The 23,318-nt window shown below is 53.1% G+C and carries 24 protein-coding genes; 15 read left to right on the plus strand and 9 right to left on the minus strand.

The window, feature by feature from the left end:
• Positions 1-7 precede the first annotated feature (7 nt).
• The 6 genes from pabB to msrA all read left to right on the plus strand — a co-directional run bounded on the left by pabB (position 8) and on the right by msrA (position 6,091).
• Positions 8-1,798, plus strand: coding sequence for an aminodeoxychorismate synthase component I (gene pabB, locus AC6I9Z_RS06385; protein WP_461454435.1), 1,791 nt, complete (start codon positions 8-10; stop codon positions 1,796-1,798).
• Between the two features lie 31 nt (positions 1,799-1,829).
• Positions 1,830-3,104 (plus strand): O-acetylhomoserine aminocarboxypropyltransferase, encoded by a 1,275-nt coding sequence (locus AC6I9Z_RS06390; RefSeq protein WP_461454437.1) that lies wholly within the window; start codon positions 1,830-1,832, stop codon positions 3,102-3,104.
• Complete coding sequence (locus AC6I9Z_RS06395; protein ID WP_461454439.1) at positions 3,104-3,406, plus strand: alkylphosphonate utilization protein; 303 nt, start codon at positions 3,104-3,106, stop codon at positions 3,404-3,406. The genes AC6I9Z_RS06390 and AC6I9Z_RS06395 overlap by 1 nt, the downstream gene beginning before the upstream one ends.
• A 199-nt stretch (positions 3,407-3,605) precedes the next feature.
• A complete protein-coding gene (locus AC6I9Z_RS06400; protein WP_461454441.1) occupies positions 3,606-4,820 on the plus strand; it encodes a pyridoxal phosphate-dependent aminotransferase in 1,215 nt (404 codons plus the stop codon).
• Positions 4,821-5,167: 347 nt separating this feature from the next.
• On the plus strand, positions 5,168-5,326 hold the full coding sequence (locus AC6I9Z_RS06405) for a GAF domain-containing protein (RefSeq protein WP_461454443.1): 159 nt from the start codon (positions 5,168-5,170) through the stop codon (positions 5,324-5,326).
• 27 nt (positions 5,327-5,353) lie between these two features.
• The gene (gene msrA / locus AC6I9Z_RS06410) at positions 5,354-6,091 is read left to right on the plus strand and encodes a peptide-methionine (S)-S-oxide reductase MsrA (RefSeq protein WP_461454445.1); all 738 of its coding nucleotides are present in this window, start codon (positions 5,354-5,356) and stop codon (positions 6,089-6,091) included.
• 210 nt (positions 6,092-6,301) lie between these two features.
• Here msrA and infC read toward each other — a convergent pair whose 3' ends face one another.
• From infC to thrS, 3 genes are all read right to left on the minus strand, one after another.
• Complete coding sequence (gene infC / locus AC6I9Z_RS06415) at positions 6,302-6,841, minus strand: translation initiation factor IF-3 (protein WP_109355313.1); 540 nt, start codon at positions 6,839-6,841, stop codon at positions 6,302-6,304.
• Positions 6,842-6,938: 97 nt separating this feature from the next.
• Positions 6,939-7,361, minus strand: a complete 423-nt coding sequence (copM, locus tag AC6I9Z_RS06420) for a CopM family metallochaperone (RefSeq protein WP_461454447.1) — start codon at positions 7,359-7,361, stop codon at positions 6,939-6,941.
• Position 7,362: 1 nt separating this feature from the next.
• On the minus strand, positions 7,363-9,363 hold the full coding sequence (gene thrS, locus AC6I9Z_RS06425) for a threonine--tRNA ligase (RefSeq protein ID WP_461454449.1): 2,001 nt from the start codon (positions 9,361-9,363) through the stop codon (positions 7,363-7,365).
• 202 nt (positions 9,364-9,565) lie between these two features.
• Here thrS and AC6I9Z_RS06430 point away from each other — a divergent pair, with 202 nt between their 5' ends.
• From AC6I9Z_RS06430 to AC6I9Z_RS06450, 5 genes are all read left to right on the plus strand, one after another.
• The gene (locus AC6I9Z_RS06430) at positions 9,566-10,525 is read left to right on the plus strand and encodes an alpha/beta fold hydrolase (protein WP_461454451.1); all 960 of its coding nucleotides are present in this window, start codon (positions 9,566-9,568) and stop codon (positions 10,523-10,525) included.
• Positions 10,526-10,553: 28 nt separating this feature from the next.
• Complete coding sequence (locus AC6I9Z_RS06435) at positions 10,554-10,907, plus strand: hypothetical protein (protein ID WP_109355316.1); 354 nt, start codon at positions 10,554-10,556, stop codon at positions 10,905-10,907.
• A gap of 58 nt (positions 10,908-10,965) precedes the next feature.
• Positions 10,966-11,712, plus strand: coding sequence for an alpha/beta hydrolase (locus tag AC6I9Z_RS06440; RefSeq protein WP_461454453.1), 747 nt, complete (start codon positions 10,966-10,968; stop codon positions 11,710-11,712).
• A gap of 102 nt (positions 11,713-11,814) precedes the next feature.
• Positions 11,815-12,603 carry a tetratricopeptide repeat protein gene (locus AC6I9Z_RS06445; protein WP_461454455.1) on the plus strand — a complete coding sequence of 263 codons (789 nt, stop codon included), beginning with the start codon at positions 11,815-11,817 and terminating at the stop codon, positions 12,601-12,603.
• A gap of 79 nt (positions 12,604-12,682) precedes the next feature.
• Entirely contained in the window at positions 12,683-13,189 is a 507-nt protein-coding gene (locus AC6I9Z_RS06450) for a DUF3617 domain-containing protein (RefSeq protein WP_461454457.1), read from the plus strand.
• Between the two features lie 4 nt (positions 13,190-13,193).
• Here the strand turns inward: AC6I9Z_RS06450 and AC6I9Z_RS06455 are convergent, their stop codons facing one another.
• Genes AC6I9Z_RS06455 through AC6I9Z_RS06465 form a run of 3 tightly spaced genes read right to left on the minus strand, consistent with a single transcriptional unit; the run spans position 13,194 to position 16,071 of the window.
• A complete protein-coding gene (locus AC6I9Z_RS06455) occupies positions 13,194-14,867 on the minus strand; it encodes a saccharopine dehydrogenase family protein (RefSeq protein WP_461454459.1) in 1,674 nt (557 codons plus the stop codon).
• Positions 14,825-15,250 (minus strand): thiol-disulfide oxidoreductase DCC family protein, encoded by a 426-nt coding sequence (locus AC6I9Z_RS06460; protein WP_461454461.1) that lies wholly within the window; start codon positions 15,248-15,250, stop codon positions 14,825-14,827. The genes AC6I9Z_RS06455 and AC6I9Z_RS06460 overlap by 43 nt, the downstream gene beginning before the upstream one ends.
• Before the next feature lie 47 nt (positions 15,251-15,297).
• Entirely contained in the window at positions 15,298-16,071 is a 774-nt protein-coding gene (locus AC6I9Z_RS06465) for a hypothetical protein (protein ID WP_461454463.1), read from the minus strand.
• A gap of 93 nt (positions 16,072-16,164) precedes the next feature.
• Between AC6I9Z_RS06465 and AC6I9Z_RS06470 the strand changes: the two genes are divergently transcribed.
• Positions 16,165-17,082 (plus strand): LysR family transcriptional regulator, encoded by a 918-nt coding sequence (locus tag AC6I9Z_RS06470; RefSeq protein WP_497811308.1) that lies wholly within the window; start codon positions 16,165-16,167, stop codon positions 17,080-17,082.
• A 24-nt stretch (positions 17,083-17,106) separates the two neighbouring features.
• Here AC6I9Z_RS06470 and AC6I9Z_RS06475 read toward each other — a convergent pair whose 3' ends face one another.
• On the minus strand, positions 17,107-17,841 hold the full coding sequence (locus AC6I9Z_RS06475; protein ID WP_461454467.1) for an SIMPL domain-containing protein: 735 nt from the start codon (positions 17,839-17,841) through the stop codon (positions 17,107-17,109).
• A 112-nt stretch (positions 17,842-17,953) separates the two neighbouring features.
• Here AC6I9Z_RS06475 and AC6I9Z_RS06480 point away from each other — a divergent pair, with 112 nt between their 5' ends.
• Positions 17,954-18,394 carry a VOC family protein gene (locus AC6I9Z_RS06480; RefSeq protein ID WP_461454469.1) on the plus strand — a complete coding sequence of 147 codons (441 nt, stop codon included), beginning with the start codon at positions 17,954-17,956 and terminating at the stop codon, positions 18,392-18,394.
• Between the two features lie 14 nt (positions 18,395-18,408).
• Here AC6I9Z_RS06480 and AC6I9Z_RS06485 read toward each other — a convergent pair whose 3' ends face one another.
• On the minus strand, positions 18,409-20,133 hold the full coding sequence (locus tag AC6I9Z_RS06485) for a sensor domain-containing diguanylate cyclase (protein WP_461454471.1): 1,725 nt from the start codon (positions 20,131-20,133) through the stop codon (positions 18,409-18,411).
• A 110-nt stretch (positions 20,134-20,243) separates the two neighbouring features.
• On the opposite strand from AC6I9Z_RS06485, the gene gloB reads away from it, so the two are divergent.
• Complete coding sequence (gloB, locus tag AC6I9Z_RS06490; protein WP_461454473.1) at positions 20,244-20,966, plus strand: hydroxyacylglutathione hydrolase; 723 nt, start codon at positions 20,244-20,246, stop codon at positions 20,964-20,966.
• Positions 20,967-21,048: 82 nt separating this feature from the next.
• Positions 21,049-21,465: a hypothetical protein gene (locus AC6I9Z_RS06495; protein WP_109355327.1), complete on the plus strand. Its 417-nt coding sequence runs from the start codon at positions 21,049-21,051 to the stop codon at positions 21,463-21,465.
• Positions 21,466-21,487: 22 nt separating this feature from the next.
• Here AC6I9Z_RS06495 and AC6I9Z_RS06500 read toward each other — a convergent pair whose 3' ends face one another.
• Complete coding sequence (locus AC6I9Z_RS06500; protein WP_461456864.1) at positions 21,488-23,245, minus strand: AMP-dependent synthetase/ligase; 1,758 nt, start codon at positions 23,243-23,245, stop codon at positions 21,488-21,490.
• Positions 23,246-23,318: the final 73 nt, after the last annotated feature.

Here is a 23,318-nt window from a genome sequence, read left to right on the forward strand (position 1 = left end):
GAGGAGAATGATCTGCGACACCAGCCCTTTCATATTGCTCGATGACGCGCGGGATGGCGGTGAAGCTGTGCCAGCCCGGCTGTACAGCGATCCGCTCGAGATACTGCAGGCCCACACGCCGGCAGAGCTGAGCGCGGTGCTGGACCAACTGGGAGAAGCGAAAAAACGCGGGCTTCATGCAGCGGGTTACATGTCCTATGAAGCAGGCCTCGCCATGGAAGGACGGTTGGTTAAATATCTGCCCTACGAGCGGGCTTGCCCGCTGGCATGGTTTGGGTTGTTCAAGGATTACAGCCTGTTGGAGCCAGATTCTGTATTGAGGCAGCTTCCCGACGCGAAAGGCGCATGGTTGGGCAGCCTGAAGCCCGGACTTACTAGGCAGGACTATGACCACGCTTTCCAAAGGGTGCAGGATTATATTCTCGCTGGTGACATCTATCAGGCCAATCTCACTTTTCGGGCTTATGCAGCCTATGCTGGCCACCCCCTCGCTCTTTATGCGGCGATTCGGGACCGGGCGAAGGCAGGCTATGGCGGCGCCATATTTGATGGTAAAAATTGGATGCTATCCTTTTCGCCGGAACTGTTTTTCGCGATGAAAGACGGCCGGATTACGGCAAAACCAATGAAAGGAACAGCGGCGCGCGTGTCTGACACCACCGCCGACGCAGAGGTCCGGGTGGAGCTACAGAGCGATCCCAAACAGCGCGCTGAAAATCTGATGATTGTTGATCTGTTGCGCAATGATCTTTCCCGGGTCGCGGAACCCGGCAGCGTGGAGGTGCCTGAGCTTTTCCATGTGGAAAGCTATCCAACGATCCATCAGATGACCTCGACCGTAACCGCCAAGCTGGCCGATAATTATGGTGCCGTTGACCTGTTGCGCCAAATATATCCCTGCGGTTCGATTACCGGCGCGCCCAAAATCAGGGCCATGGAGATTATCGATGAGCTGGAAAAGGACCAGCGCGGCATTTATTGCGGTTCCATCGGGCGGATTGATGCCCGCGGCGATGCAGCGTTTAATGTCGCCATCCGGACATTCTTTCTGACGGAGGGCCAAGAAAGTCTTTCCATCGGGCTTGGCTCTGGCATAGTGGCAGACTCTGTCGGGGGCGACGAATGGCGGGAATGCCTTGCCAAAGGGAGATTTGCTACAGTGAGTCACGGCGTGAATCAGGGCGTGGACAGCATGATTGCTGTGGACCTGATCGAGACAATGGCGTTTGATCCCGAACTTGGCATCCTTCGTCTCGAAGCACATCTGGAACGGATGAAGGCGAGTGCCGCCGCGCTAGAATTTGAATTTGACCGCCATGCCGCGCGCAACACGATACAGGCCATCACCTTTCATCAGGACAAGCCGGCCAAGGTGCGATTGATGCTGTCTCGGTCGGGAGCGATTGCAATAGAACTGCGGCCGATGCCGGAACCACTTAATGAGCCGGTGGTAGTCAAACTCGCACCCATGCAAGCAAATGCCCAAGATTACCGCCTGCATCACAAGACCAGTGACCGCAGTGTTTATGATGCTCCGGACGTGAAAGGCGATGCGCATCCGATATTTTACAATTCAGACGGCTATCTCACTGAAGGTGCCATCTGGAACATATTTGTGGAGCGCGATGGCAAGCTGGTGACACCGCCTCTTTCACGAGGCCTGTTGCCGGGAATATTGCGCCGAGAATTGCTGGAAAGCGGCGAGGCGATGGAGGCAGATTTGCAGGCTGGGGATTTAGACAGCGGATTCTATGTAGGAAATAGTTTACGAGGTCTGGTGAAGGCCGAACTCGCTTAAATAAATCTACTCGCTTTTGATGGAGATATTCATGACTGATCATCTGGAAACCATGGCCGTGCATGCCGGAACCGAACCGGACCCGGCGACCAACGCTCGGATCACACCGATCTATCAGACCGCCTCTTATGTGTTCGATGATGTCGATCATGCAGCGGACCTGTTCAATCTCGACGCTGTGGGCAATATTTATACCCGCATCATGAACCCGACCAACGGCGCGCTGGAGGGCAAGATTGCGGCGATGGAAGGCGGCGCGGCGGCGCTGGCAGTAGCTTCTGGCCATGCGGCCCAATTGCTGATTTTCCATGTGCTGATGGATCCCGGCGCACATATTGTTGCGGCGAAAAAGCTTTACGGCGGTTCGCTCAACCAGCTTGGGCATAGTGTCAAGAAATTCGGCTGGAATGTGACTTTCGTAGATGCTGACCTCCTGGATGAAGTTAAAGGCGCGATTACCGATGATACGCGCTGTGTCTTCATCGAAAGCCTCGCTAATCCGGGCGGTGTCGTACAGGATATTGCGGGCATTGCCGATATTGCTCATGCGGCAGGCATCCCCTTGATTGTTGATAACACCATGGCTTCGCCAGCGCTTTGCCGTCCTATCGAACATGGCGCAGATATCGTGGTGGAAAGCGGCACCAAATTTCTCGGTGGTCATGGCAACAGCATTGCCGGCCTGATCGTGGACAGCGGTAAGTTTGACTGGACTAAAAGCGAGAAATTCGCCTTTTTGAACCAGCCCAATCCGTCCTACCATGGGAAGATATTTACCGAGGCCTTTGGTCCGGTTGCCTTCATTTTGGCTGCACGTGCGCTTTCGTTGCGCGACCTTGGTCCTGCTCTGGCGCCGATGAACGCTTTTAACATCCTGACTGGTATGGAAACATTGACGCTGAGGATGGAGCGGCATTGCGACAATGCGTTGGCACTCGCGAAATGGCTGCAGAGCCGTGACGAGGTGAGCTGGGTATCCTATGCTGGTTTGCCTGACAGCGAATATCACGCGCTGGCTCGGAAATATCTTGATGGCAAAGGCGGCGCGGTATTCACCTTTGGTTTGAAAGGCGGATATGATGCGGGCACGAAGCTGGTCTCTGCTGTGAAGATGTTCAGCCATCTCGCTAATATCGGCGATACCCGCTCGCTGATTATCCATCCCGCTTCTACCACGCACAGCCAGTTATCGGGTGACGAGCTGGTTGCTGCCGGTGCCGGCCCGGATGTCGTTCGCGTATCGGTGGGGATTGAGCATATCGACGATATCATCGCGGATATGTCTCAGGCGCTTGATTCTTTGTGATGGATGAAAGCGACGGTGACTATGTCTATGACGAAGAGAGCGGCGAGTGGCTCAGCCCGGATGAGGTTGCAGAAAAGGCCAAGGGACCGGAAGTATTGGATGCCGTCGGTAATATTCTGGCTGATGGTGATGCGGTCACGCTGATCAAAGATTTGAAGGTCAAGGGGGCCGGGCAGACGCTAAAGCGCGGCACGTTGATCAAATCCATTTGCCTGACTGGTGATGCGCAGGAAATTGATTGCAAGCATGAGGGGATAAAAGGCCTTGTCCTGCGGGCTGAATTTGTAAAAAAGCGCAGCTGATTCCTAACCGATCATGAAGCGCCTGTTAAAAGACCATGAAAACAGTCGACAGCGATCTCCTGCACTTTTAGGTCAGCGATATTCCCGTTCGAACAACTGATTGTTACAAAATTCCTCCTTGTTTTGTCATGATCCTATTGCGCGATGGCACAGACAGGATTATGCGCTGTTTTTAACGTCTTGAAACAGGACTCTCCCCATGACTCAATCACCACCCAAACTTTCCCAAGCCCTTGGCAGAATTCAACCCTCCGCGACCATGGCGATGTCTGGCCGGGTGACCGAATTGAAAGCGCAGGGCATTGATATTATTGGCCTTTCTGCTGGTGAACCGGATTTCGATACGCCGGATTTTGTCAAGGAAGCGGCCATCAAGGCGATCCAGGATGGCGACACCAACTATACGACAGTTGATGGTACGATAGCGGTGAAAGAGGCAGTGGCCGCCAAATTCCTGCGCGACAATGACCTGACCTATGCGCCGTCCCAAATTTCGGTGAATAATGGCGGCAAACATACGTTGTTCAATGCTTTGGTGGCGACACTCGACGCAGGTGATGAGGTTATTATTCCGGCGCCCTATTGGGTAAGCTATCCCGACATAGTGAATTTTGCTGGCGGTACGCCGGTGATCATCAAGGCGGGCGCGGACCAGAATTACAAGATTACGCCGGAGCAGTTGACGGCCGCGATCACGCCTAAAACCAAATGGCTGATCCTCAACTCGCCATCCAACCCAACCGGGGCCGCCTATAGCGGTGAGGAACTGAAAGCTCTCGGCGAGGCGTTGCTGCCACACCAGCAGGTGATGGTGATGACCGACGATATGTATGAACATATCTGGTATGCCGATTTTCCGTTCACCACGATCGCTCAGGTTTGCCCTGATCTTTATGATCGTACCCTGACGGTCAGTGGTTGTTCCAAGGCCTATGCGATGACAGGCTGGCGGATCGGTTTTGCCGGCGGGCCGGAATGGCTGATCGGTGCGATGCGCAAACTGCAGTCACAGTCCACGTCCAACCCGAGTTCCATTTCCCAGGCGGCGGCGGTCGCGGCACTTAATGGTCCGCAGGATTTCTTGGCTGACAGGAACGCCGCTTTCCTGAAACGCAGGGATCTGGTCGTATCGATGATGAATGATACACCGGGCCTCCATTGTCCGACGCCGGAAGGGGCTTTTTATGTCTATCCCGACGCAAGCGAATTGATGGGCAAGACGACACCAAAAGGCAAAGTAATCGAGAATGATCAGGACTTGATCGGCTATTTTCTTGATGAGGCGCAAGTGGCGGCAGTCCATGGCGGCGCTTTTGGTCTCTCGCCAGCTTTCCGTATCAGCTATGCGACGTCGGAAGACATATTGCGGGAAGCGTGCACCAGAATACAGCGGGCCTGCGCGGCGTTAACTTAATTCCCTCAAGCGCCGGGCGCGGGCATCCGCCCGCTTGGCTATCACGCCATAAGGCGTGGCGGCCTGTCGGCCTTGCCTCCGCTTCGCGTCGGTCCGGTGCCAGTTACAGAGGTTATGTCCGAGCGCAGCGAGGCAAGCGCGACTGCGCGCCCGAGCTTATGCGAGGAAAGCCAAGGGCACGGATGTGCCCGCCCGGCGCCTGAGGTTAATCAATAAAGTTTCCCTTCACCCGCTGAAACTGAATGTCGTCCTGTGATGGCGTTCACAACGTGGCAAGCAATCCTATATTATCAGTGTAACCAATTCAGGGGTCGCTCCGAACAGAGGGTAACCACAAGGAAAATAAAATGCCGAGTTTTTTGAAATCAGATTTAACTTATAGCCTGTCTGGCGGGTTCCTGTTGGGCGCGCTTGCTTTGTTTTTCATGCAACCCGGCGAGGACCAGCAGGAATTTGGCGAGAGCCTCGCCTCAACAATGAGTGTTGCCATCCAGGTGATGAGCTAAATCCAACAAGAATACGGGGCGCCTGATATGAATAGAGTTTTTCCAAAACTTGCGATTGCCGGTATCAGTGTGGCGGCCTTTGGCGGCCTGTGGGCTACGGTCAGCACAACCGATTCAAGTAGCCGGAACGCTCCCAGCCTGTTTACCAGCGAAGCCCATGCAGCTGAAAAAGCCACCATCATTCCTGCTCCTCGAATCAATGCCTCGGAAAAAGGCAAACGCGCCGTTGCGATATTTGCCGGCGGCTGTTTCTGGGGCGTTGAAGGCGTGTTTGAACATACCAAGGGTGTGATCAGCGCGGCATCTGGCTACCACGGAGGCAGCAAGCGCAGCGCTACTTACAAGCTGGTGAGTGCGGGACTAACCAATCATGCAGAAGCGGTGCGCGTGGTCTATGATCCCAGTGTCGTCAGCTATGGCCAGCTAATGCAGGTTTTCTTTTCGGTGGTAGCCGATCCAACAACTTTGAACGCGCAGGGCCCCGATCGCGGCAAACATTACCGTAGCGCGTTGATCCCAACCAACAATGCACAGGCCAAGGCGGCCCGTGCCTATCTGGCGCAGCTTAGCAAAGGCAAATATTGGAAACGGCCCATCGTGACCAAGATTGAAGCCTATAAGGCGTTCTATCCAGCGGAAACCTATCATCAGGATTTCATGCAAAAAAACCCGCGTCAGGGTTATATTGTACGCTGGGACAAACCGAAGGTCGCCAATCTGAAGCGTCATTTCCCCAAACAATATCGTGCAAAACCCGTAACCTAGACGCGGTTTCCAAAAAGTCGCGCAAAAAGTTACGCCCATTTAACCGGGTGTTAGTTTTGCCGTATTATACATGGCAGGATCCTATCACAGAACGGACAAGTCCATGGTATCGCAAAATTTCGAATTTGCTATCGCGCTGACTTCAATAGTTGTGGGTATGGCTTTTATTTGGGTTGCACATAAACACCCCAATTAATGGCCACTACCGCCTCATTTGGGACAGAGCACCATCAGCATCTGACGGCCTTCCAGCTTTGGATAGGCTTCAACCTTGGCGGTTTCTTTCATGTCTTCCTGCACTCGCTGCAATAATTGCATACCAAGTTGCTGATGTGACATTTCACGACCGCGAAAGCGCAGCGTGACTTTCACCTTGTCACCGTTGTCGATGAACTTGTTAACATTGCGCATCTTCACCTGGTAATCATGATCGTCGATATTGGGACGCATCTTGATTTCCTTGACGTCCTGTACCTTTTGGGTTTTGCGCGCCGCATTGGCCTTTTTCTGGGCCTCATATTTGAATTTTCCAACGTCCAGAAATTTTGCGACCGGCGGAGACGCGTTAGGCGAAACCTCTACGAGGTCCAGTCCAACATCCTTGGCTCGCTCGATCGCTTCGCCAGTGTTCATGACGCCGAGGTTTTCGCCCCTGTCGTCGATGACCCGCACAGTGTCGGAAATGATCAGATTGTTGAAACGTGGACCGCCTTTTACGGGCGGCGTGGGACGGCGTGGTGGTGCAGCTATGTTAAATACTCCTAAAAAATCAAATGAAAGCGGCCAATAGCGGGAAATCGCTAGGGTCGCAAATTGTATATATACTTAATGGCTGGGAACCCCAGGATCAATGGTTGGTGTGATCCTGTGAATCTGAACCCGCAGGTATTTTTTTGACTGGCACGGCATCATGCTTTTCCAGCCATTCACGCATCTGCGCGATTTCTTTGGTCTGGCTTTCGATAATCGTTTCGGCCAGCGCCCTGGTTTCAGGGTCTTTTCCATATTCCAAAACGATTTCCGCCATATCCACAGCACCCTGATGGTGCGGGATCATCCCCTGCATGAAGGCGATATCGGGATCCGGATCGATAACGCCCATGCCCTCGTGCATCCTTGCGTTGGCTTGTTCATAAGCTATTTCGGCTGCACTTTTGTCTGTGGCACCGCCGCGCACAATTTCCATATCCGGCTCGTTTGCAGTGTTTTCCGGGCTACAGCTGGCCAGAAACAGACCAGACGCCACAAGTGCAGTTACGCCAGTTTTCATATCAATCTCCCAAAATATCCGGTGCCAGCGCTTCGTCCTTCAGCATTGCAACGGTCTCATCAAGCGTCAGGAACATTTGTTCCTTTTGCCCCAGTTTTCGCAGGGCCACTTTGCCTTCTTCGGCTTCCCGCATGCCAACGACGAGGATATTTGGCACTTTCGCCAGTGAATGCTCGCGCACCTTGTAGTTGATCTTCTCGTTGCGTAGGTCTGCCTCCACGCGGATGCCCGCAGTTTTCAGTTTATCGGTCACTTCCGCTGCATAGTCATTGGCATCTGTCACAATTGTCGCGACGACTGCTTGCGTGGGCGCGAGCCATAGCGGCATTTTCCCGGAATAATGCTCAATCAATATGCCGATAAATCGCTCATAGGAACCGAAGATCGCACGGTGAAGCATGATTGGGCGATGACGTGCACCATCCTCGGCAATATAGCTTGCATCGAGACGTTCGGGTAACACCCTATCAGACTGGATCGTGCCAACCTGCCACGTGCGGCCAATTGCGTCGGTGAGGTGCCATTCCAGCTTGGGCGCATAAAAGGCGCCTTCCCCCGGCAATTCTTCCCAGCCATATTCTTCTGTTGCCATACCGGCATCAATAACGGCCTGACGTAGCTCTTCTTCGGCCTGGTCCCAGTCTTCATCAGACCCGAAGCGCTGTTCGGGGCGCAGAGCCAGTTTGATCGAATAGCCTTCAAAACCGAGTTCTTTGTAAATTCGGTCGGCCAGCTCGCAGAAGTTTTTGACTTCATCGACAATCTGATCTTCACGGCAGAATATATGGGCATCATCCTGCGTGAATTGCCGGACACGCATCAGGCCGTGCAGCGCACCATGCGGTTCGTTACGGTGGCAACAGCCATTCTCGTAAATTCGCAGCGGCAGGTCACGATAGCTTTTGATGCCCTGCTTGAAGATCAGAACATGCGCGGGACAGTTCATTGGCTTGATTGCCATCATGTCGGCATCAGAGGACACCAGTGGTGCATCATCATCCACGCTTGGAATTTCGTCAGGAACCACGAACATATTCTCGCGATATTTGCCCCAGTGACCGGATTGCTCCCACTGGCGTGCGTCCATGATTTGAGGGGTTTTGACTTCTTTGTAGCCGGCCGCGTCTATCGCACGCCGCATATAGGCTTCCAGCTCGCGCCACATGACAAAGCCCTTCGGATGCCAGAATATGCTCCCCATGGCTTCGGCCTGAATATGGAACAGGTCCATTTCCTGGCCCAGTTTGCGGTGATCGCGCTTGGCGGCTTCTTCGAGCCGTACGAGATGTGCATTAAGCTGTTTCTTGTTGAGCCAGCCGGTGCCGTAAATACGCGATAATTGCGGATTACGCTGGTCGCCGCGCCAATAGGCACCGGAAACGCGCATCAGTTTAAACGCCTTGGGATCAAGCTTGCCGGTGGAGGGCAGATGCGGACCGCGGCACATGTCCATCCAGTCATCACCGGACCAATAGACACTGATCTCATCACCTTCGGGTAGCTCGGCGGCCCACTCGGCCTTGAACTTTTCGCCGTCTTTTTCCCACAATGCGATCAGGTCGTTACGCTCCCACACTTCGCGGCGCAGCGGTTTGTCTGCGTTGATGATCCGCCGCATTTCTTCTTCAATCTTGGGGAGATCGTCATCGGTGAACGGGTCGCCCGCAGGCGCGAAGTCGTAGTAAAAACCATCATCCGTCGATGGACCAAAGGTAATCTGCGTACCTGGATAAAGCTTCTGCACCGCCTCTGCCAGCACGTGTGCAAAGTCGTGGCGCGCCAGTTCCAGTGCGTCTTCCTCATCCCTTGAAGTGATCAGGGCAAGCTCGGTATCCTCTTCCAGCGGCCGCATGATGTCACGAACTTCGCCGTCAATACGCGCGGCCAAAGCCGCCTTGGCGAGGCCCGGGCCGATATCTGCCGCAATTTGCGCTGGTGTTGTGCCCGATGCCACTTCACGCGCGCTGCCGTCGGGAAGGGTGATTTTGATCATCTTGGTCATCGGGTTTTCAATCTTTAAAGTTCACACAGTTCTCACCTAAGAACGCCAGAAAACGGCGATCCATAGATTTTCATTGCCTTAGTCCATGGTCCGGCCAAGTCAACCGCCGTCCGCCTTTCAGACTGTCGGCATTTTTGATATGGTGATTGGACAGGTTTTGTTGAAGAACCCAAGGGGGCGGGGCAGGAAGATAGGAATGCAAATGAAGAACTGGTTTTTTCTGGGACTTGCAACGGCGTTATTACTGTCGGCCTGCACCAGTACAAAATCTGCCGAGCCCGTGATTTTGAATGCCGCCCGGGGGGAACGGATTGATTTGCCCGATGGAGCTCAGTTGCTTGGCGGTCGGCATTTCACAGTCCTGGTTGAGGGACAGGGCCGCGATGTCGTTCTGATTCCCGGCCTTTCGACACCGCGCACTGTCTGGAACGCGACACGTGTGAAGCTCAAAGGCCGTTATCGTCTCCACATCATCCAGATACGGGGTTTTGGCGATCAGCCAATGTCTGATCGGGACGGGCCATTGCTGGAGCCCTTTATCCGTGAGCTGACCGATTATATCGACGATGAAATTGTCGATCGCAATAATCGCCAAAAGGCATTTGTCATTGGTCATTCGCTGGGCGGTCTGGCGACAATGACTTTGGCTGCACGCTATCCTCAGGGTGTCGAAAAGGCGATGATTATCGACAGTTTGCCGTTTTTCGGATTGCTGTTTGGGCCGGATACGACGGTTGAAACGCTTCAGCCGCAGGCTGCCGCAATGCGGGATGCGCTGACAAATAAAGACAGTAGTGAAGTGGATGACCGGACCTTGCAAACCATGTCACGAACAGCAGCGGGACGGGATCAGGTCGCTGCTTGGGCCCGTACTGCTGACACAGGTACAATGGCGCAGTTGACCTATGACCTGATGACGACTGATGTCCGGCCTTTGTTGCCTGCGATTACCATGCCGATCACGATTCTCTATCCGGTCGATGCCAGCATCATGGCCGAACCACGGATTACCGAGATGTATAAAGCAGCCTTTACAGGGGCGAACACCGTCACATTCGAGAAAATCGATGACAGTCGCCATTTCATAATGCTGGATAATCCCGATGCCTTCACCGCAGCGATGGAAAGGTTTTTGCAAGGAAATGATGGTATGAGTGACTAAGCTGCTACAATTTATGGATTAATCCGTTATGAGCAACAATTACTCCGTCTGGCACCGCGACGGCAAAGGTGCACGCAAACGATCGATCCGGATCGAGACTATTGGAAACACGTTCCTGTTTTTCGAAAACCAGTGGCGCAGTGAAGCCTATCATTTCGGCGATCTGGTTTATCGCGGTCTAACGGGCGGTTCGCATGTTTTCGGACTGGATGACGGGATCAAAGCCCGTCCGCATTGGCAGCTTGGTTTTACCGGTGATCCGCCGGCCGAACTGACCGGATTGCTACCCAAATATAAGCGGCCCATGCTAAGCGGTGTGGGCATGCTGATTATCGCATTTTTGTGTCTTGGAATTGTTTATTTCGGTTCTTCCCACGTTTAAGTTGATTGGCCGCGTACCTCTGCGTAGGCACAAGCACAAACGATCAGCGGAAGACTAAATGGAAGAAGATATCCTCTACATGCAGCGCCCTGGCGGTGCCAATCTCGCCTATTGTTATCGCGCAGCCAAGCCGGGTGTCAAAGGCAGCACCCTGGTGTTTCTGCCCGGCTATATGTCGGATATGGAAGGTGGCAAGGCTCTGGCGCTTGATGCATGGGCCAAGGATCAAGGGCGCGCCATGCTGCGCCTTGACTATGCCGGATGCGGGGCCAGCGGCGGGGAGTTTGAGGACCAGAGTCTGATCAACTGGCGCGATGATGTCCTGTTTTTGATCGAAAAAGTGACAGCCGGTTCCATCACCTTGGTGGGTTCATCCATGGGCGGCTGGTTGATGTTGCTTGTCGCGTTGGCCAGACCGATGCGGGTGAAGGCGATGGTCGGTATCGCAGCGGCCCCTGATTTTACCGACTGGGGGTTCACGCAGGAACAGAAAATGACGATCCTGCGCGAAGGCAAGCTGGAAGAGCATAGCGAATATAGCGAAGACCCCTATGTCACGACCAATGTCTTTTGGCAGTCGGGCGAGGCTAATCGCCTTTTGCACAAGGAAATCGCATTTGATGGAGCGGTGCGGTTGCTGCACGGACAGGAGGATGCCGACGTACCCTGGGTCTATACTCTGGAGATCGCAAAGAAAATGCGTTCAGCGGACGTGCAGATGCATCTGGTAAAGGACGGTGATCACCGCCTGTCACGCGATCAGGATATCGAGCTTTTGATTGACGTGGTTTCGCGGCTGGATTGAATATAACTGAAAAAAGCCGTTAGTGGTGAGCTTGTCGAACCACATTTATCGACTATCGCAAAACGCCCTTTGACAGGCTTGGGGGCTGATGGAATTTTATTCATGTTCGTTTCCGCATTCCTTATTCTTACCCAATCGACTTCACCTTTTGGATCACCAGTTCCGCAGACAATCAACCCCTCTGCGCCGATGACGATGACCGAAGTCCGGTTCAATGAATGTGTCGATCTGGCGGTGGACGATCCGGCAAGCGGCGTTGTGGAGGCCAACAAGTGGCGCATAGAAGGCGGAGGGTTTCTGGCGCGTCACTGCCTGGGCTTTGCCTATGCGGAACAGTTTAACTGGGTAGCTGCGACAAGAACCTTTGCCGAAGCTGCCAGAGAGGCGGAGGTTGCCAAATATCCCCGCGTCGCCAATTTTTGGGCACAGGCAGGTAACGCGGCGCTGGCCGGAAACGAAGCGCAAAAGGCGCTGGAATATCTTAACGCCGCGCTGGTGCAGGGCAGTTTGATCGGGTTGGAGAAAGGCGAAGTGCATCTCGATCGAGCCCGGGCGCATGTGGCTTTGAATGACTATGAGGCGGCCAAAAAAGAATTCGTGATGGTGCACAAGCTGGCTCCGCAAGACCCGCTTGGCTGGCTGCTATCTGCAACATTGGCAAGACGGATGGGAGATCTTGTGATCGCCAAGGCCGATATCGCAGTTGCTGCCAAACTGGCGGAGCGTGACCCGGCTATTGCTCTGGAAGCGGGTAATATTGCTTATGCCGGCGGCGATGCTGAACAGGCCAAGATTAACTGGGAAAAGGCGGTTGAGATCGATGCCGAAAGCCGCTCTGCCAAAGCCGCGCAGAAATATCTGGCGCAGCTTGTAGCAACCGTCGCCGAATAGGATTTACATCGCCAGGCTTTTCAATCCTTTTGACGGGCGATACAAGCCTCGCACAGCAACAAAAGAAAGCCTCATTGCCATGACCAACAAATATCTTTTACCACTTTTGTCGGCTCCTCTCATGCTGGCGGCTTGTGGCAGTGGTGGAGATGGCAGTCCAACAGAAGGCGAGTATAAACAGACGGTCAAAATTACCGAGCTGGACTTTCCGGGCATATCGGAGGACGTTAAAGAGCGAACTATCGCGCAAATGGAACAGGCGGCTGGCGGCGGCACTGGTGGTCTTTTTTGTATGAAAGGCGGCGACAATGGTCAGCAATGGAAAGAGGCGGCCAAGCAAATGTCCGGAGCGTTGGGCGGTCAATGCGAAACCATCAAGGACGAGGGGTCGGCGACTTCACTTGATCTGGAAATGTCCTGCAAAGGCACAGCCAAAGGTGATATCAATATTGTCATGACCGGACAGGCTAATCCTGATGGTTATGACAGCACTATGTCATTCGACATAAAAGATCCGGACAGCGGCGAAACTGCCAAACTGGCCATGAATATCGGCGCAGAGCGTCAGGGCGATTGTCCAAGCTAAGCTATCAACTTTCCGTAGGCTCCAGCCAGCCACGATAATGGACCATCAGTCCAACGATCGGCAAAATAATCGGCACATCGAAGTGGAACTTTCCATCGTCTTCCCATTCGCTTGCCGGTGATTGGGGCGCGAGGAAGAGTGGCAGCGGAACAAACCAGAATTTCCAACCAGCCATTTTCATCCGAAGGCCATTGTCTGTGGTCGGCAAAGCAAACAGAAACTGAAAAGGCCCGAAGCGCTCGGTTAGATGATCGCCGGTTTTTTGCAGGCGACTGGAAAAAGCATTCCCCGAAAAGCGGCGTGTCCAGGTTTCACCTGTCTCATCAACCGCAATGTGAACGTTGAGATCATGTACGCCGGCTGACGGAAATCCGAAAATTTTCGCAGCCAGTTTGGCAAAGGGGTTTGTGCCATTCGTAACCTGTGCTTTGCCATGAAAGCCGCCATCGCGAACAACTTTATGCAGTTTTTGCAAGCTGGACGGTAGCTTCGTGAATTCGGAGCCCATGACCCGCTGGTAAAGCGATGGTCCCGGGTCGACGGTCCGGGTCTGATGAGAAATGGCATAGCCGTCAAATAGCGGCTGAAATTCTGCCACCGTGAGAAGTTTGCTGGCATCATATGCGCCGGATTTTAGCTCCCCCTGCAGTATTTTTTCAGTCAGGATCACGGCGGCAAAGGTCGGGATTTGTGGACCATCGCCTTCTCGAGCAATCAAGGTCCAGCTTTTCTGGTAGGGCTGATCATCCTTGTGACCGAACAGGTCTACTTTCATTGCGGATATGTCAGAACCCATAGCACGGGTCATGTTTTGCAATCCAAGCAGAGCCTTTGCCATTGGTTTTAGCGACTCTATCCAGCCCCGGCGCACAGGCCAGCTTGCAAGCCATAATGCCCGGTTCTGAAATCCCAGCTCTGTACCTGCACGAAAATGAACAGCAGGCTGGTTGGCAAACTGTCGGGGCACAATATCCAAGTCGGGAACGTCGGCCAGTCCGACCAAGCGATTATCAATCACCGTTGAGCCATGCAGAGCAAAACTGACATGACCCATGTCTTGCCAACCATAACCGGTTTGCCATTGTCCTCCGCGCCGTATCTTTATCGGTTTTCCAACATAGCTGAGAATGGCTTTGCTGACAGATGGTCCTGCGGCGGCCTTGTTGGACGCGCTGATCGCTATCTCGATTGCCTCGATTTGAAAGGGCTCTGATGCCAAATGGCGGATCACTGCTCCCGACAGGGCGGGTACACTGGATGCGCCGGAAATGACCGGAACTCCGGCGTTGGTAGCGATATTGTTCAGCCTGTCTATGCCGCACACAAAATCCCGGCTATCGGCCAGATCGAGATACGGGACGGCGACTTTAATGCACTGTTCTACAAGCTGATAGCTGCTGCCTTGAAACGGACCCGCAGCGTCGATGACAATATCCGGTTCGTGCTGCGCAAGGATGGTCGCAATATCTCCATTACGGTCTGCCTGCACAGGTTCGGCATTTTGAATTGTCTGACAGAATTGCCTGGCTTTTTCGAGATTGCGTCCGGCCGCCAGAACATGGTGACCACGCGCCGCAAGTAACTGAGACAAACGCCCTCCAAAGCCGCCATAGCCTCCGAAGATCAGGATGGTTTTCACAGCATGCGGTCTTGAAATTCCGGCTGTGGAAGCCAGCATGTGTCGCGTTTCCCGAATATGTGATACCGGTTGCGCGCTACAAGCAAATAGACCGGGTCACGCAAAAATTTCGGCAGGAACCTCAGCGCAGAAACGGCTCTCCATGGCCAGCCAAGTCCCGCATAAATCGTCAACACTGCATCACTGTTGCGCAGCAGCCTGTTATCTTGGACAACAATCAAGGTTTCAGGATTGGCGGGATCAATGTCATATTTCCTGTAGAGCGCACTGCCATAGTCGCCCTGCATCGATGCTAGCATAAAATGTCGCTTATGATCATGGCGCAATATGAACTGCGCATTGGCTGAACACAAAATGCACTCGGCATCAAAAGCCACAATGGCTTTTCCGGCTGTTTGCGGATGTTCGACATTACCCTGCATCGTCCCCTTATATCGCTGGAACACAGGAAGATATCAACGGGCGGTTGTTATGATTTGCCGTTAACCGACATATAATAAAATTCAACGTTCGTTACGCCAGATTGGAAATATGGCGCGCTGGTTCTATAATCTTCGGTCTGTTGCACTCTCGCGAAGCCGTTGGGAGCATCCCACTCTACAAATGTCAATTGATTGGGTGCTTTCAACGATGTCGCATGGGCTTCCATATTGGGATTGTTCATCTTGTAGATGAACCGCCCACCTGCGCTGCTCACTGCATTCTCAATGCCCTTCAGATAACGTTGATAGTCGTCAGGCTTGTCCGGGTTGGTCCATGCAACAACCAGTGTGTAATATTTGGCTGGATCAAAAGTCAGATCAAGGTCATTTTTAACTGCAGCACTGTAGATCCTCAGCTCGTTCCATGCCTCGGGCCGCAGCGCCTTGATCGCGGGCCATTGGGGCTGGCTCGCCAACTGCTTTTCAGAGGCCTGATCGGGATAAGAGAAAAATATCAACCCGGTGGGTTTGTAGTCACTAATCACTCGATTATCGATCTTCAGCTGAACCTCTCGTTTCAGGCCGAATTTCTGGCCCAGCGGCAGGGCCTGACGATAATAGGATTGGCGGGCCGCATCAGAATCCGACTTTGCTTCTGGTATGATGATGGAGAGATACTGGCCTTTAGCAACGGTTAATCGGGAGTTTGCGGCCGTAGATTCCGGTGAAGACGATGATTGCGCCAAAAGGGCGGAAGATGGCATAGCCATTGTGACGGCAAGGGTTGAAGCCAGGTTCAGGGCAGTGCGGTGGATCGTCATGGGTAGAAGCCTTTTTTGATGATTGAAATGCCTTTGAGCTATTTCGCGTTGCGATATCGCACCTTATTAGAGCCGTTTTTGTTGAAATAGTGGATGTATTTTCCTTCTTCGTGGTGCAATAATGCACCGATGGAAAATTGGGATGATTATCGATTTATACTTGCGCTTGATCGGTCAGGCACGATCCGGGCGGCAGCATTGCTGTTAGGCGTTACGCACAGCACGGTGTCGCGGCGGTTGGCGGTGATTAACGAGCGTTATGGCAAGCCTGTTTTTGAACGCAGCGCTGGTGGATACCGGAAAACCGAGCTGGGCGAAGAGTTGGTCGAGGCTGCGCAGCAGATGGAGGGTATCAGCTTTTCCGCTGATCGTCGGCGCAAGGCGAGCGAAACAGAACTATCCGGGCCGATTACCTTGTCCATCCCCGATGTATTGGGACAGTATCTGCTGCTCGATTATCTCGCCGATTTTTGCCAGCAATATCCTGATATAAAATTGTCACTGCTCAGCAGCTACAGTTTTGCGGACCTTGATCGGTCAGAGGCAGATGTCGTGATCAGGGGCGTCGCAAAACCGCCCGATCATCTGGTGGGCCGTCGGCTGTTTCCTTACGCGTTGAGCTATTATTGTCGCCGTGATTATCTTGAGAAAACCGAGCCAGCGGATCGGCGGTGGATTGCGGCCGTGACAACATCGGGGATACCGCGCTGGATTGCCGATAGTCCGTTTCCCGATGCGCCGGTCAGTATGATGAGTGATGACATCACTTTGCGTCACAAGGCTGCTCTTAGCGGCCATGGGATGGTGAGGGGAGCATGTTACATGAATGATCCAGAGCCTGATCTTATGCGCTTGCCGAAATCACCTGCGCCCTTTCCAGTAGCCGATTTCTGGGTGCTCACCCATCCCGATCTCAAGAATACGCCGCGCATAAAGTTGCTGATGCGCTTTCTAGCAGCGGCGCTTCTTGAGAATCAGGATTTGATTGAAGGGCGACATGGTACAACATGAACAGCCGGACCGTGTCGTCTCGCTCTAATCGAGATAGAAGTTAACAGTCGTTACAACGCGCACTTTCTTATATGGTGTGTCTGTCACGCCATAGCCGCCGCTATCACCGTCCCGCGAGTTGATCGAGAAATATCCCTGGGTCGCGGACTTGATCCCGCCGACATCGGTTCCGCTATCCTCGGCAAATTGCTCAGCTGATTTACGGGCGTCCTTTGTCGCCTCGGCAACCATTTCCGGTTTGATTTCATCAAGCTTGGTGAACGTATAGCTCATGCCCGAACCGTCCTCCAGGACAACACCGCGGCGGACCAGGTCAAATTGCCGTGCGACGGCCGCCTGGGCTTTCTCGATATCATTGGTGCGTAGAGATAGTCGTTGACGGATAGTGTATCGGGGGATGCCGTTACTGGTATATTGGTTCACGTTGGCACCCGTCGGTTTCAAGGCGTCTCCCTCAAAACCCAGCTCAGTGAAGAATTTGCCGATTGCCGCAGTATCGCGATCCATATCGGCCTGTGCCTCAGCCAGATTGGTGCTTTGCGCGCTATAAGCGATCGTCCAGGTTGCGAGATCGGCCGTAACTTCGCGTTCAGCAAGTCCACGCACAGTTACGCTGCGGTCCGCCATTTTTGAACGAAGCAACCCGTCCCCAAGTAAGTAACCTCCGGCGATCAGGCCGATGGTAAGTAATCCGGCACTAACCAGCAATACATTGTTCTTTTTATCCAGAAATTTGTTGCCTTCAACATTATCAGTCATTGCTCTTTCCCTTTCGTTCCAAGCGTCTTAAACTGTTTCTAGGATCGCGGTTCGGCTTTGCGGTAGCTGCGATGAACCGTTTCTGAACAGCGATGAATGGAGTTTTCTGGCGATGCCGATTCAATATTTACATACGATGCTACGGGTTACTGACCCGGATGCGACGGTAAAGTTTTTCAATCTCCTCGGGCTCGAACAAGTGCGCCGCTATGATAGTGAGCAAGGCCGTTTTTCGCTAATCTTCCTCGCCGCGCCGGGGCAAAAAGACGTCGCAGAGGTTGAGCTGACTTATAACTGGCCAGCGGAAGATGGCAGCGGCGAAGATTATGACGGCGGCCGCAATTTCGGTCATCTCGCTTACCGTGTCGATAATATCTACGAGCTTTGCCAGACATTGATGGATGCCGGTGTCACGATCAATCGGCCACCACGTGACGGGCACATGGCTTTTGTTCGGACGCCGGACAATATTTCGGTTGAGCTGTTACAAGCGGGTGATAATCTTCCGGTTCAGGAACCATGGGCGAGCATGGAGAATATTGGCGAATGGTAGGGCCTCTCTGCCCGCTAACCAACCACCACGCTTGATCCCGGTCTTGGGTCAAGGTTGGAAAGGTCAAAGCTGACGACCTGGTTGCGGCCATTATTCTTGGCATCATAGAGGCGTTTGTCAGCGGTTGACATCACCGCCCGCAAGGACGTTCGTTTTGGTATCGCGGTTATGCCAACGGAAAATGTGACGGGCTGTTTGATTTCACGAACATTCTCATAGACTGCTCGAATGAGCACCTCGCAAATCCTGGTCATTTCCGCGGCAGGATTACTTTTGCGGCTGCCGCGCTCGTCGGGTTTCATCAGCAGGGCAAATTCCTCACCGCCAATCCGCGCGGCGAAATGACGCGTTTGACCGAGTTCCCTGCCGACTACGCGGAGCACTTCGTCCCCGGTCTCGTGGCCATATTGATCGTTGACCTGCTTGAAAAAGTCGATGTCCAAAATCGCCAGATGGCTATATTTCCGATCGACCATGTTTCGCGTGAACGCTTTTTCCAGGGCGCGGCGGTTGCTGATCGCTGTCAGGCCGTCTGTATCGGCGAGCAGGGTCAGTTCAACCTGTTCCTTCAGCGTATGCTCATGCCTGCGCCGCAGTCTCATGATCCGGTTGGCGACACCAAAAGCCAATATGATAGTTTCCAATACCAAGACGAAATAGAGCCCATAATCAAGCTCGTGGATCCCGATATAGAGGTCCATACCGCGGGCAATGCGGTCGAAACTGAACCCGATAATCGGTGTCCAGGCCGCTATCTGAAACCAGATAGCCTTGCTACCGCGACGCAGGGCATGAACCATCGTATAAAGGACGACGAGCAAATAAGGGACGAAAGAGGCGTGGTAGAAATTGCGAGTCTGGGTTTCATATCCGTCGGTAGTTTGGAAAATATAGGCGGTCACAAAAACTGGTAGAACAGCCGTCGACAGAAGGATTGGACGCAGCCATCCCGCAATTTTCCCGGGTTCCACAAACCGATCAAGGAAAAACCCGCTGGCGGCGATTGCAATTGCCAGGGTCCAATAGTTCAGCAGAAACTTCATCGTCAGGCTTGTTTCGGGGAAAGCCAGGAAGATTAAACCGGAAGAACTGAACGTATAAACCACCGTTCCCAGTATCATGACACTGTGCCACAGCATGAAGCTATGTCTCAGGGCACCATAGAAAAAGACATTGTAGAAAAAAGGCATGATCGCCATGCCGCACAGAAGAGCAAACATGGCCGATAGCGGCAGTTTGAGGTCATCCCATCTTTTCTTCGACGCCAACTGCATCAACGTAATCGAACTGGCCACGCGCGGATTATCTAGTGAAAGGTAAACCGTTTCGATCTGGCTGCGCGTTGCGGGATCCTCAGATCCCGGAATCGGCAGGCCATAATGGCCCTTCGGACGCCAGCTATCGATCACCTGCTGTTCAGAGAAATAAGCGGACTTGATCGTGCCGTCGGTCAAAACGGAATGCACTGCCATGGCGCTTAGACCGTTATTGTCACCTTGCACCTCGACAGCGCCCGCAGGGAGTGAATTTGCCTGGAAGGGGACTTTGACCCATAACCTTGACCCGGCGAAATCATATTTGTTGTCGGAGCAGTCAAATTGGTCGCTTTTTGCGACAACTTCGGAAATCTTGCCATCGAGGCCAGTGCCGAAAGTGCACAGCTCATCGGCGAGGGAAACATTTGCGCTCGCGGGAGCGCACAGGCTTATAAATGCCAGAAATATAACCCAAATGCGCAACTGGCTTCCTCTCCGAAAACACCGGTAATCAGGTTACGGGCCTTAGTGTAAAAGGGTTAGCGGCCAGTTAACTATCGACAAGATTGGGGAAAAAAGGTAATTTGCTACCTATGCTTGAAATCATCCGTATTCCCGTTTTGTCCGACAATTATGTCTGGCTGGTCCATGAACCACAGTCCAAGGAAACCATGGTAGTCGACCCGGCGGTCGCCGGGCCTGTCCTTGCTGAAGCAGATGCGCGCGGCTGGAAAATCACCCAGATATGGAACACCCACTGGCACCCGGATCATACCGGCGGCAATGCCGAGATCAAGGAAGCCACCGGTTGTCATATTACCGGTCCGCAAGCGGAAAAAGACCGCATTCCAACCCTGGATAGGTTGGTGAAAGAGGGTGATCAGGTTCGTTTGGGCAGTGTCGTGGCGGATGTCATAGATGTGCCGGCGCATACGGCAGGCCATATAGCTTTTCATGCTGCCGACGAGAAAGTCGTTTTTGTCGGGGATACGCTGTTTGCGATGGGATGCGGACGATTGTTCGAAGGAACGGCCGCGCAAATGTTTGATAATATGCAGAGACTGTCGAAATTGCCGGGTGATACACAGGTCTATTGTGCGCATGAATATACGCAGGCCAATGGTGAATATGCCCTGGTGGCAGAACCGGATAATCAGGCACTTAAAGAGCGTATGGATTCAGTGTTGGCTGCCCGTGCAAAGGGTGAAGCCACTGTCCCGACGACGATCGCATTGGAAGCGGCCACCAATCCATTCATGCGTGCGGTTTCGGCGGAGCAATTGGCGGATCGGCGCACCGCCAAGGATAATTTCTGAATAGGAAATTTTACGGATTTCAGAATCCCGGCAATGTATGATACACTATTTCATCGATGGGGGACATCGAAGGAGAATAGTTATGCGTAAAATGATCTTCACATTACCTCTGGCGATAATGCTCGCGGCGCCGGCTGCACATAGTGGTACCTCTGAAATCAAGCTCAGCGAAAAAGATCAGACCAAATTTGACAAGATTGTCGCCGGGAGAACGGCCGGCAAGCCGGTAAGCTGTATTAGCCGGATCGACCAGGATAATCTTCGGGTCGTCGGTGATAAGTATCTTGTCTACAGCCGGTCGCGGAACGCCAAGACCTTGTATGTAAACGAACCTCATGGCGGATGCCGCGATGTTGATCGCAACACGCTGGTCACACGCAAGTTTTCCAGCAACTTATGTCGCGGTGAAATCGCTCAGGTCAAAGATTTGGTAACCGGGACATTTGTGGACAGCTGTTCTTTCGGTTCGTTCGTACCTTATACCAAGACTGAAAGCTGATTTCTTAGAGCAACTGACGCACTTATTTTTTGTAAAGCGCGTTTAATCGCTCTTGATAGCGTTCGCGAATGATATGGCGCCGGATCTTCATACTCGGCGTCAGTTCTTCGTTTTCGATTGCAAAAGGTTCATCGGCAAACTCGAAACGGCGGACCTTTTCGGTCACCGTCAGGTTTTTGTTCACCCGGTCAACCGCTTTGCTCACCGCAGATTTGAAGGCTGGATTGGCCTGCAGTTTTAGGAAGTCATAGGCCATGCCTTCCTTGCGGGACCATTCCAGTGCCCATTCCGGATCAGGTACAATGAGCCCGACCATGTAGGGGCGCTTGTCACCAACGATCATCGCCTGTAATATTTCCGGTTGCAGGGTCAGCATACCTTCAAGTTTCTGGGGTGCGACATTTTCACCCTTGTCATTGACGATCAGGTCCTTCTTGCGATCGGTTATCGCAACCCGCCCTGCTTCGTCGATCAATCCAATGTCGCCGGTGTGCAGCCATCCATCGATAATGACGCGGTCCGTTTCTGCCTGATTGCGCCAATAGCCCTTCATGACCAGTTCGCCGCGAACCAATATTTCGCCGTCATCGGCAATCCTGACTTCCGTATCGATCATCGGTGGGCCGACCGTATCCATTTTCAGGCCGGTGCGTGGCCGGTTACAGGAAATAATCGGGCCAGATTCGGTCTGGCCATAGCCTTGCAACAAGGTCAGCCCCAATGACTGGAAAAACACGCCGATATCTGGGTTAAGTGGCGCCCCGCCTGATACCATCGCCTTGATCCGCCCGCCAAAGCGTTTTTGGACCTTTGGACGGAGCGTCTTGTTCAGGAAAATATCCATCGGCTTGTCACGCTTGCGCTTTTTGCCGCTGGCCACTCGTTCGCCCATAGCCAATGCCTTGCCGAGCAGATAATTCGGCATCTTGCCCTGTTTTTCGACCGTTTTTATCAGTCGTTGGCGTAACACCTCGAACAAGCGCGGAACCACGACCATTATGGTTGGCCGGACTTCCTCAATGTTGGAGGCAAGCTTTTCGAGCCCCTCGGAATAATAGATTTCCGCGCCCAGGCCGATTGGGAAAAACTGTCCGGCGCTGTGTTCATAGGCATGGCTTAGGGGAAGGAATGACAGGAATACCTCGTCATCCCATCCAAAATCATTTTCGATGACTTCTGCCGGCCCTTTGACATTGTGCAGGATTGCACCGTGCGGCTGCATCACGCCGCGGGGCTTGCCGCCTGTGCCGCTCGTATAGATGATACAGGCAACATCATCCCGTTTTATGTCGGCGGCATCAGCGCTTATTTCAGCAACATCCTCGTCCGTGCCTTCAATCAGCTTGTTCCACTGATGAATGGAAAAATCACCCGACTGGCCGATGCGCAGGTCTGACATGCCAATTACAATATCGGCATCTGCAGATTTTATAACGGGAGGTATCAGGTTTTGCGCCAGTTTCTGATCGGAGACAATCACCGCTTTCGCACCGCTATTGTCCAATATATGCTGGTGGTCGTTTGGCGTGTTGGTCGTGTAGGTCGGGACGGTAATACATTTTGCCGCCATGATTGCCAGATCGGCAATGCACCATTGCGGGCAATTATCGGCCACCAGCATGATGCGGTCGCCTGGTTTTAAACCGAGTTTCTGGAATGATTTGGCCAGTGCCGCCACTTGTCTCGCCGCTTCCGCCCAACTGATTGCGCGCCATTCCCCATCTATTTTCGCGCTTAAGAACGGCTTGTCACCGCCTTCGCTGGCGCGTTGAAAAAACATGGAAACAAGGTTGGAAAAACCATCAAATTCAAGATAGCGGTTGCTCGCTTTTTTTGCCGACACTCTATTCACC

The sequence above is a fragment of the Parasphingorhabdus sp. genome (genome assembly GCF_059726685.1).

What these genes read in the sequence shown, in the direction of transcription:
- copM (WP_461454447.1), bottom strand. Translation starts at nt 7,361, where the DNA reads ATGAAAACTGGCGTAACTGCACTTGTGGCGTCTGGTCTGTTTCTGGCC.
- AC6I9Z_RS06400 (WP_461454441.1), top strand. Translation starts at nt 3,606, where the DNA reads ATGACTCAATCACCACCCAAACTTTCCCAAGCCCTTGGCAGAATTCAA.
- AC6I9Z_RS06500 (WP_461456864.1), bottom strand. Translation starts at nt 23,245, where the DNA reads ATGTTTTTTCAACGCGCCAGCGAAGGCGGTGACAAGCCGTTCTTAAGC.
- AC6I9Z_RS06390 (WP_461454437.1), top strand. Translation starts at nt 1,830, where the DNA reads ATGACTGATCATCTGGAAACCATGGCCGTGCATGCCGGAACCGAACCG.
- AC6I9Z_RS06395 (WP_461454439.1), top strand. Translation starts at nt 3,104, where the DNA reads ATGGATGAAAGCGACGGTGACTATGTCTATGACGAAGAGAGCGGCGAG.
- AC6I9Z_RS06430 (WP_461454451.1), top strand. Translation starts at nt 9,566, where the DNA reads ATGAAGAACTGGTTTTTTCTGGGACTTGCAACGGCGTTATTACTGTCG.
- AC6I9Z_RS06480 (WP_461454469.1), top strand. Translation starts at nt 17,954, where the DNA reads ATGCCGATTCAATATTTACATACGATGCTACGGGTTACTGACCCGGAT.
- AC6I9Z_RS06495 (WP_109355327.1), top strand. Translation starts at nt 21,049, where the DNA reads ATGCGTAAAATGATCTTCACATTACCTCTGGCGATAATGCTCGCGGCG.
- AC6I9Z_RS06475 (WP_461454467.1), bottom strand. Translation starts at nt 17,841, where the DNA reads ATGACTGATAATGTTGAAGGCAACAAATTTCTGGATAAAAAGAACAAT.
- pabB (WP_461454435.1), top strand. Translation starts at nt 8, where the DNA reads ATGATCTGCGACACCAGCCCTTTCATATTGCTCGATGACGCGCGGGAT.
- AC6I9Z_RS06405 (WP_461454443.1), top strand. Translation starts at nt 5,168, where the DNA reads ATGCCGAGTTTTTTGAAATCAGATTTAACTTATAGCCTGTCTGGCGGG.
- thrS (WP_461454449.1), bottom strand. Translation starts at nt 9,363, where the DNA reads ATGACCAAGATGATCAAAATCACCCTTCCCGACGGCAGCGCGCGTGAA.
- AC6I9Z_RS06450 (WP_461454457.1), top strand. Translation starts at nt 12,683, where the DNA reads ATGACCAACAAATATCTTTTACCACTTTTGTCGGCTCCTCTCATGCTG.
- msrA (WP_461454445.1), top strand. Translation starts at nt 5,354, where the DNA reads ATGAATAGAGTTTTTCCAAAACTTGCGATTGCCGGTATCAGTGTGGCG.
- gloB (WP_461454473.1), top strand. Translation starts at nt 20,244, where the DNA reads ATGCTTGAAATCATCCGTATTCCCGTTTTGTCCGACAATTATGTCTGG.
- AC6I9Z_RS06470 (WP_497811308.1), top strand. Translation starts at nt 16,165, where the DNA reads ATGTATTTTCCTTCTTCGTGGTGCAATAATGCACCGATGGAAAATTGG.
- AC6I9Z_RS06465 (WP_461454463.1), bottom strand. Translation starts at nt 16,071, where the DNA reads ATGACGATCCACCGCACTGCCCTGAACCTGGCTTCAACCCTTGCCGTC.
- AC6I9Z_RS06435 (WP_109355316.1), top strand. Translation starts at nt 10,554, where the DNA reads ATGAGCAACAATTACTCCGTCTGGCACCGCGACGGCAAAGGTGCACGC.
- AC6I9Z_RS06455 (WP_461454459.1), bottom strand. Translation starts at nt 14,867, where the DNA reads ATGCTGGCTTCCACAGCCGGAATTTCAAGACCGCATGCTGTGAAAACC.
- AC6I9Z_RS06460 (WP_461454461.1), bottom strand. Translation starts at nt 15,250, where the DNA reads ATGCAGGGTAATGTCGAACATCCGCAAACAGCCGGAAAAGCCATTGTG.
- AC6I9Z_RS06445 (WP_461454455.1), top strand. Translation starts at nt 11,815, where the DNA reads ATGTTCGTTTCCGCATTCCTTATTCTTACCCAATCGACTTCACCTTTT.
- AC6I9Z_RS06440 (WP_461454453.1), top strand. Translation starts at nt 10,966, where the DNA reads ATGGAAGAAGATATCCTCTACATGCAGCGCCCTGGCGGTGCCAATCTC.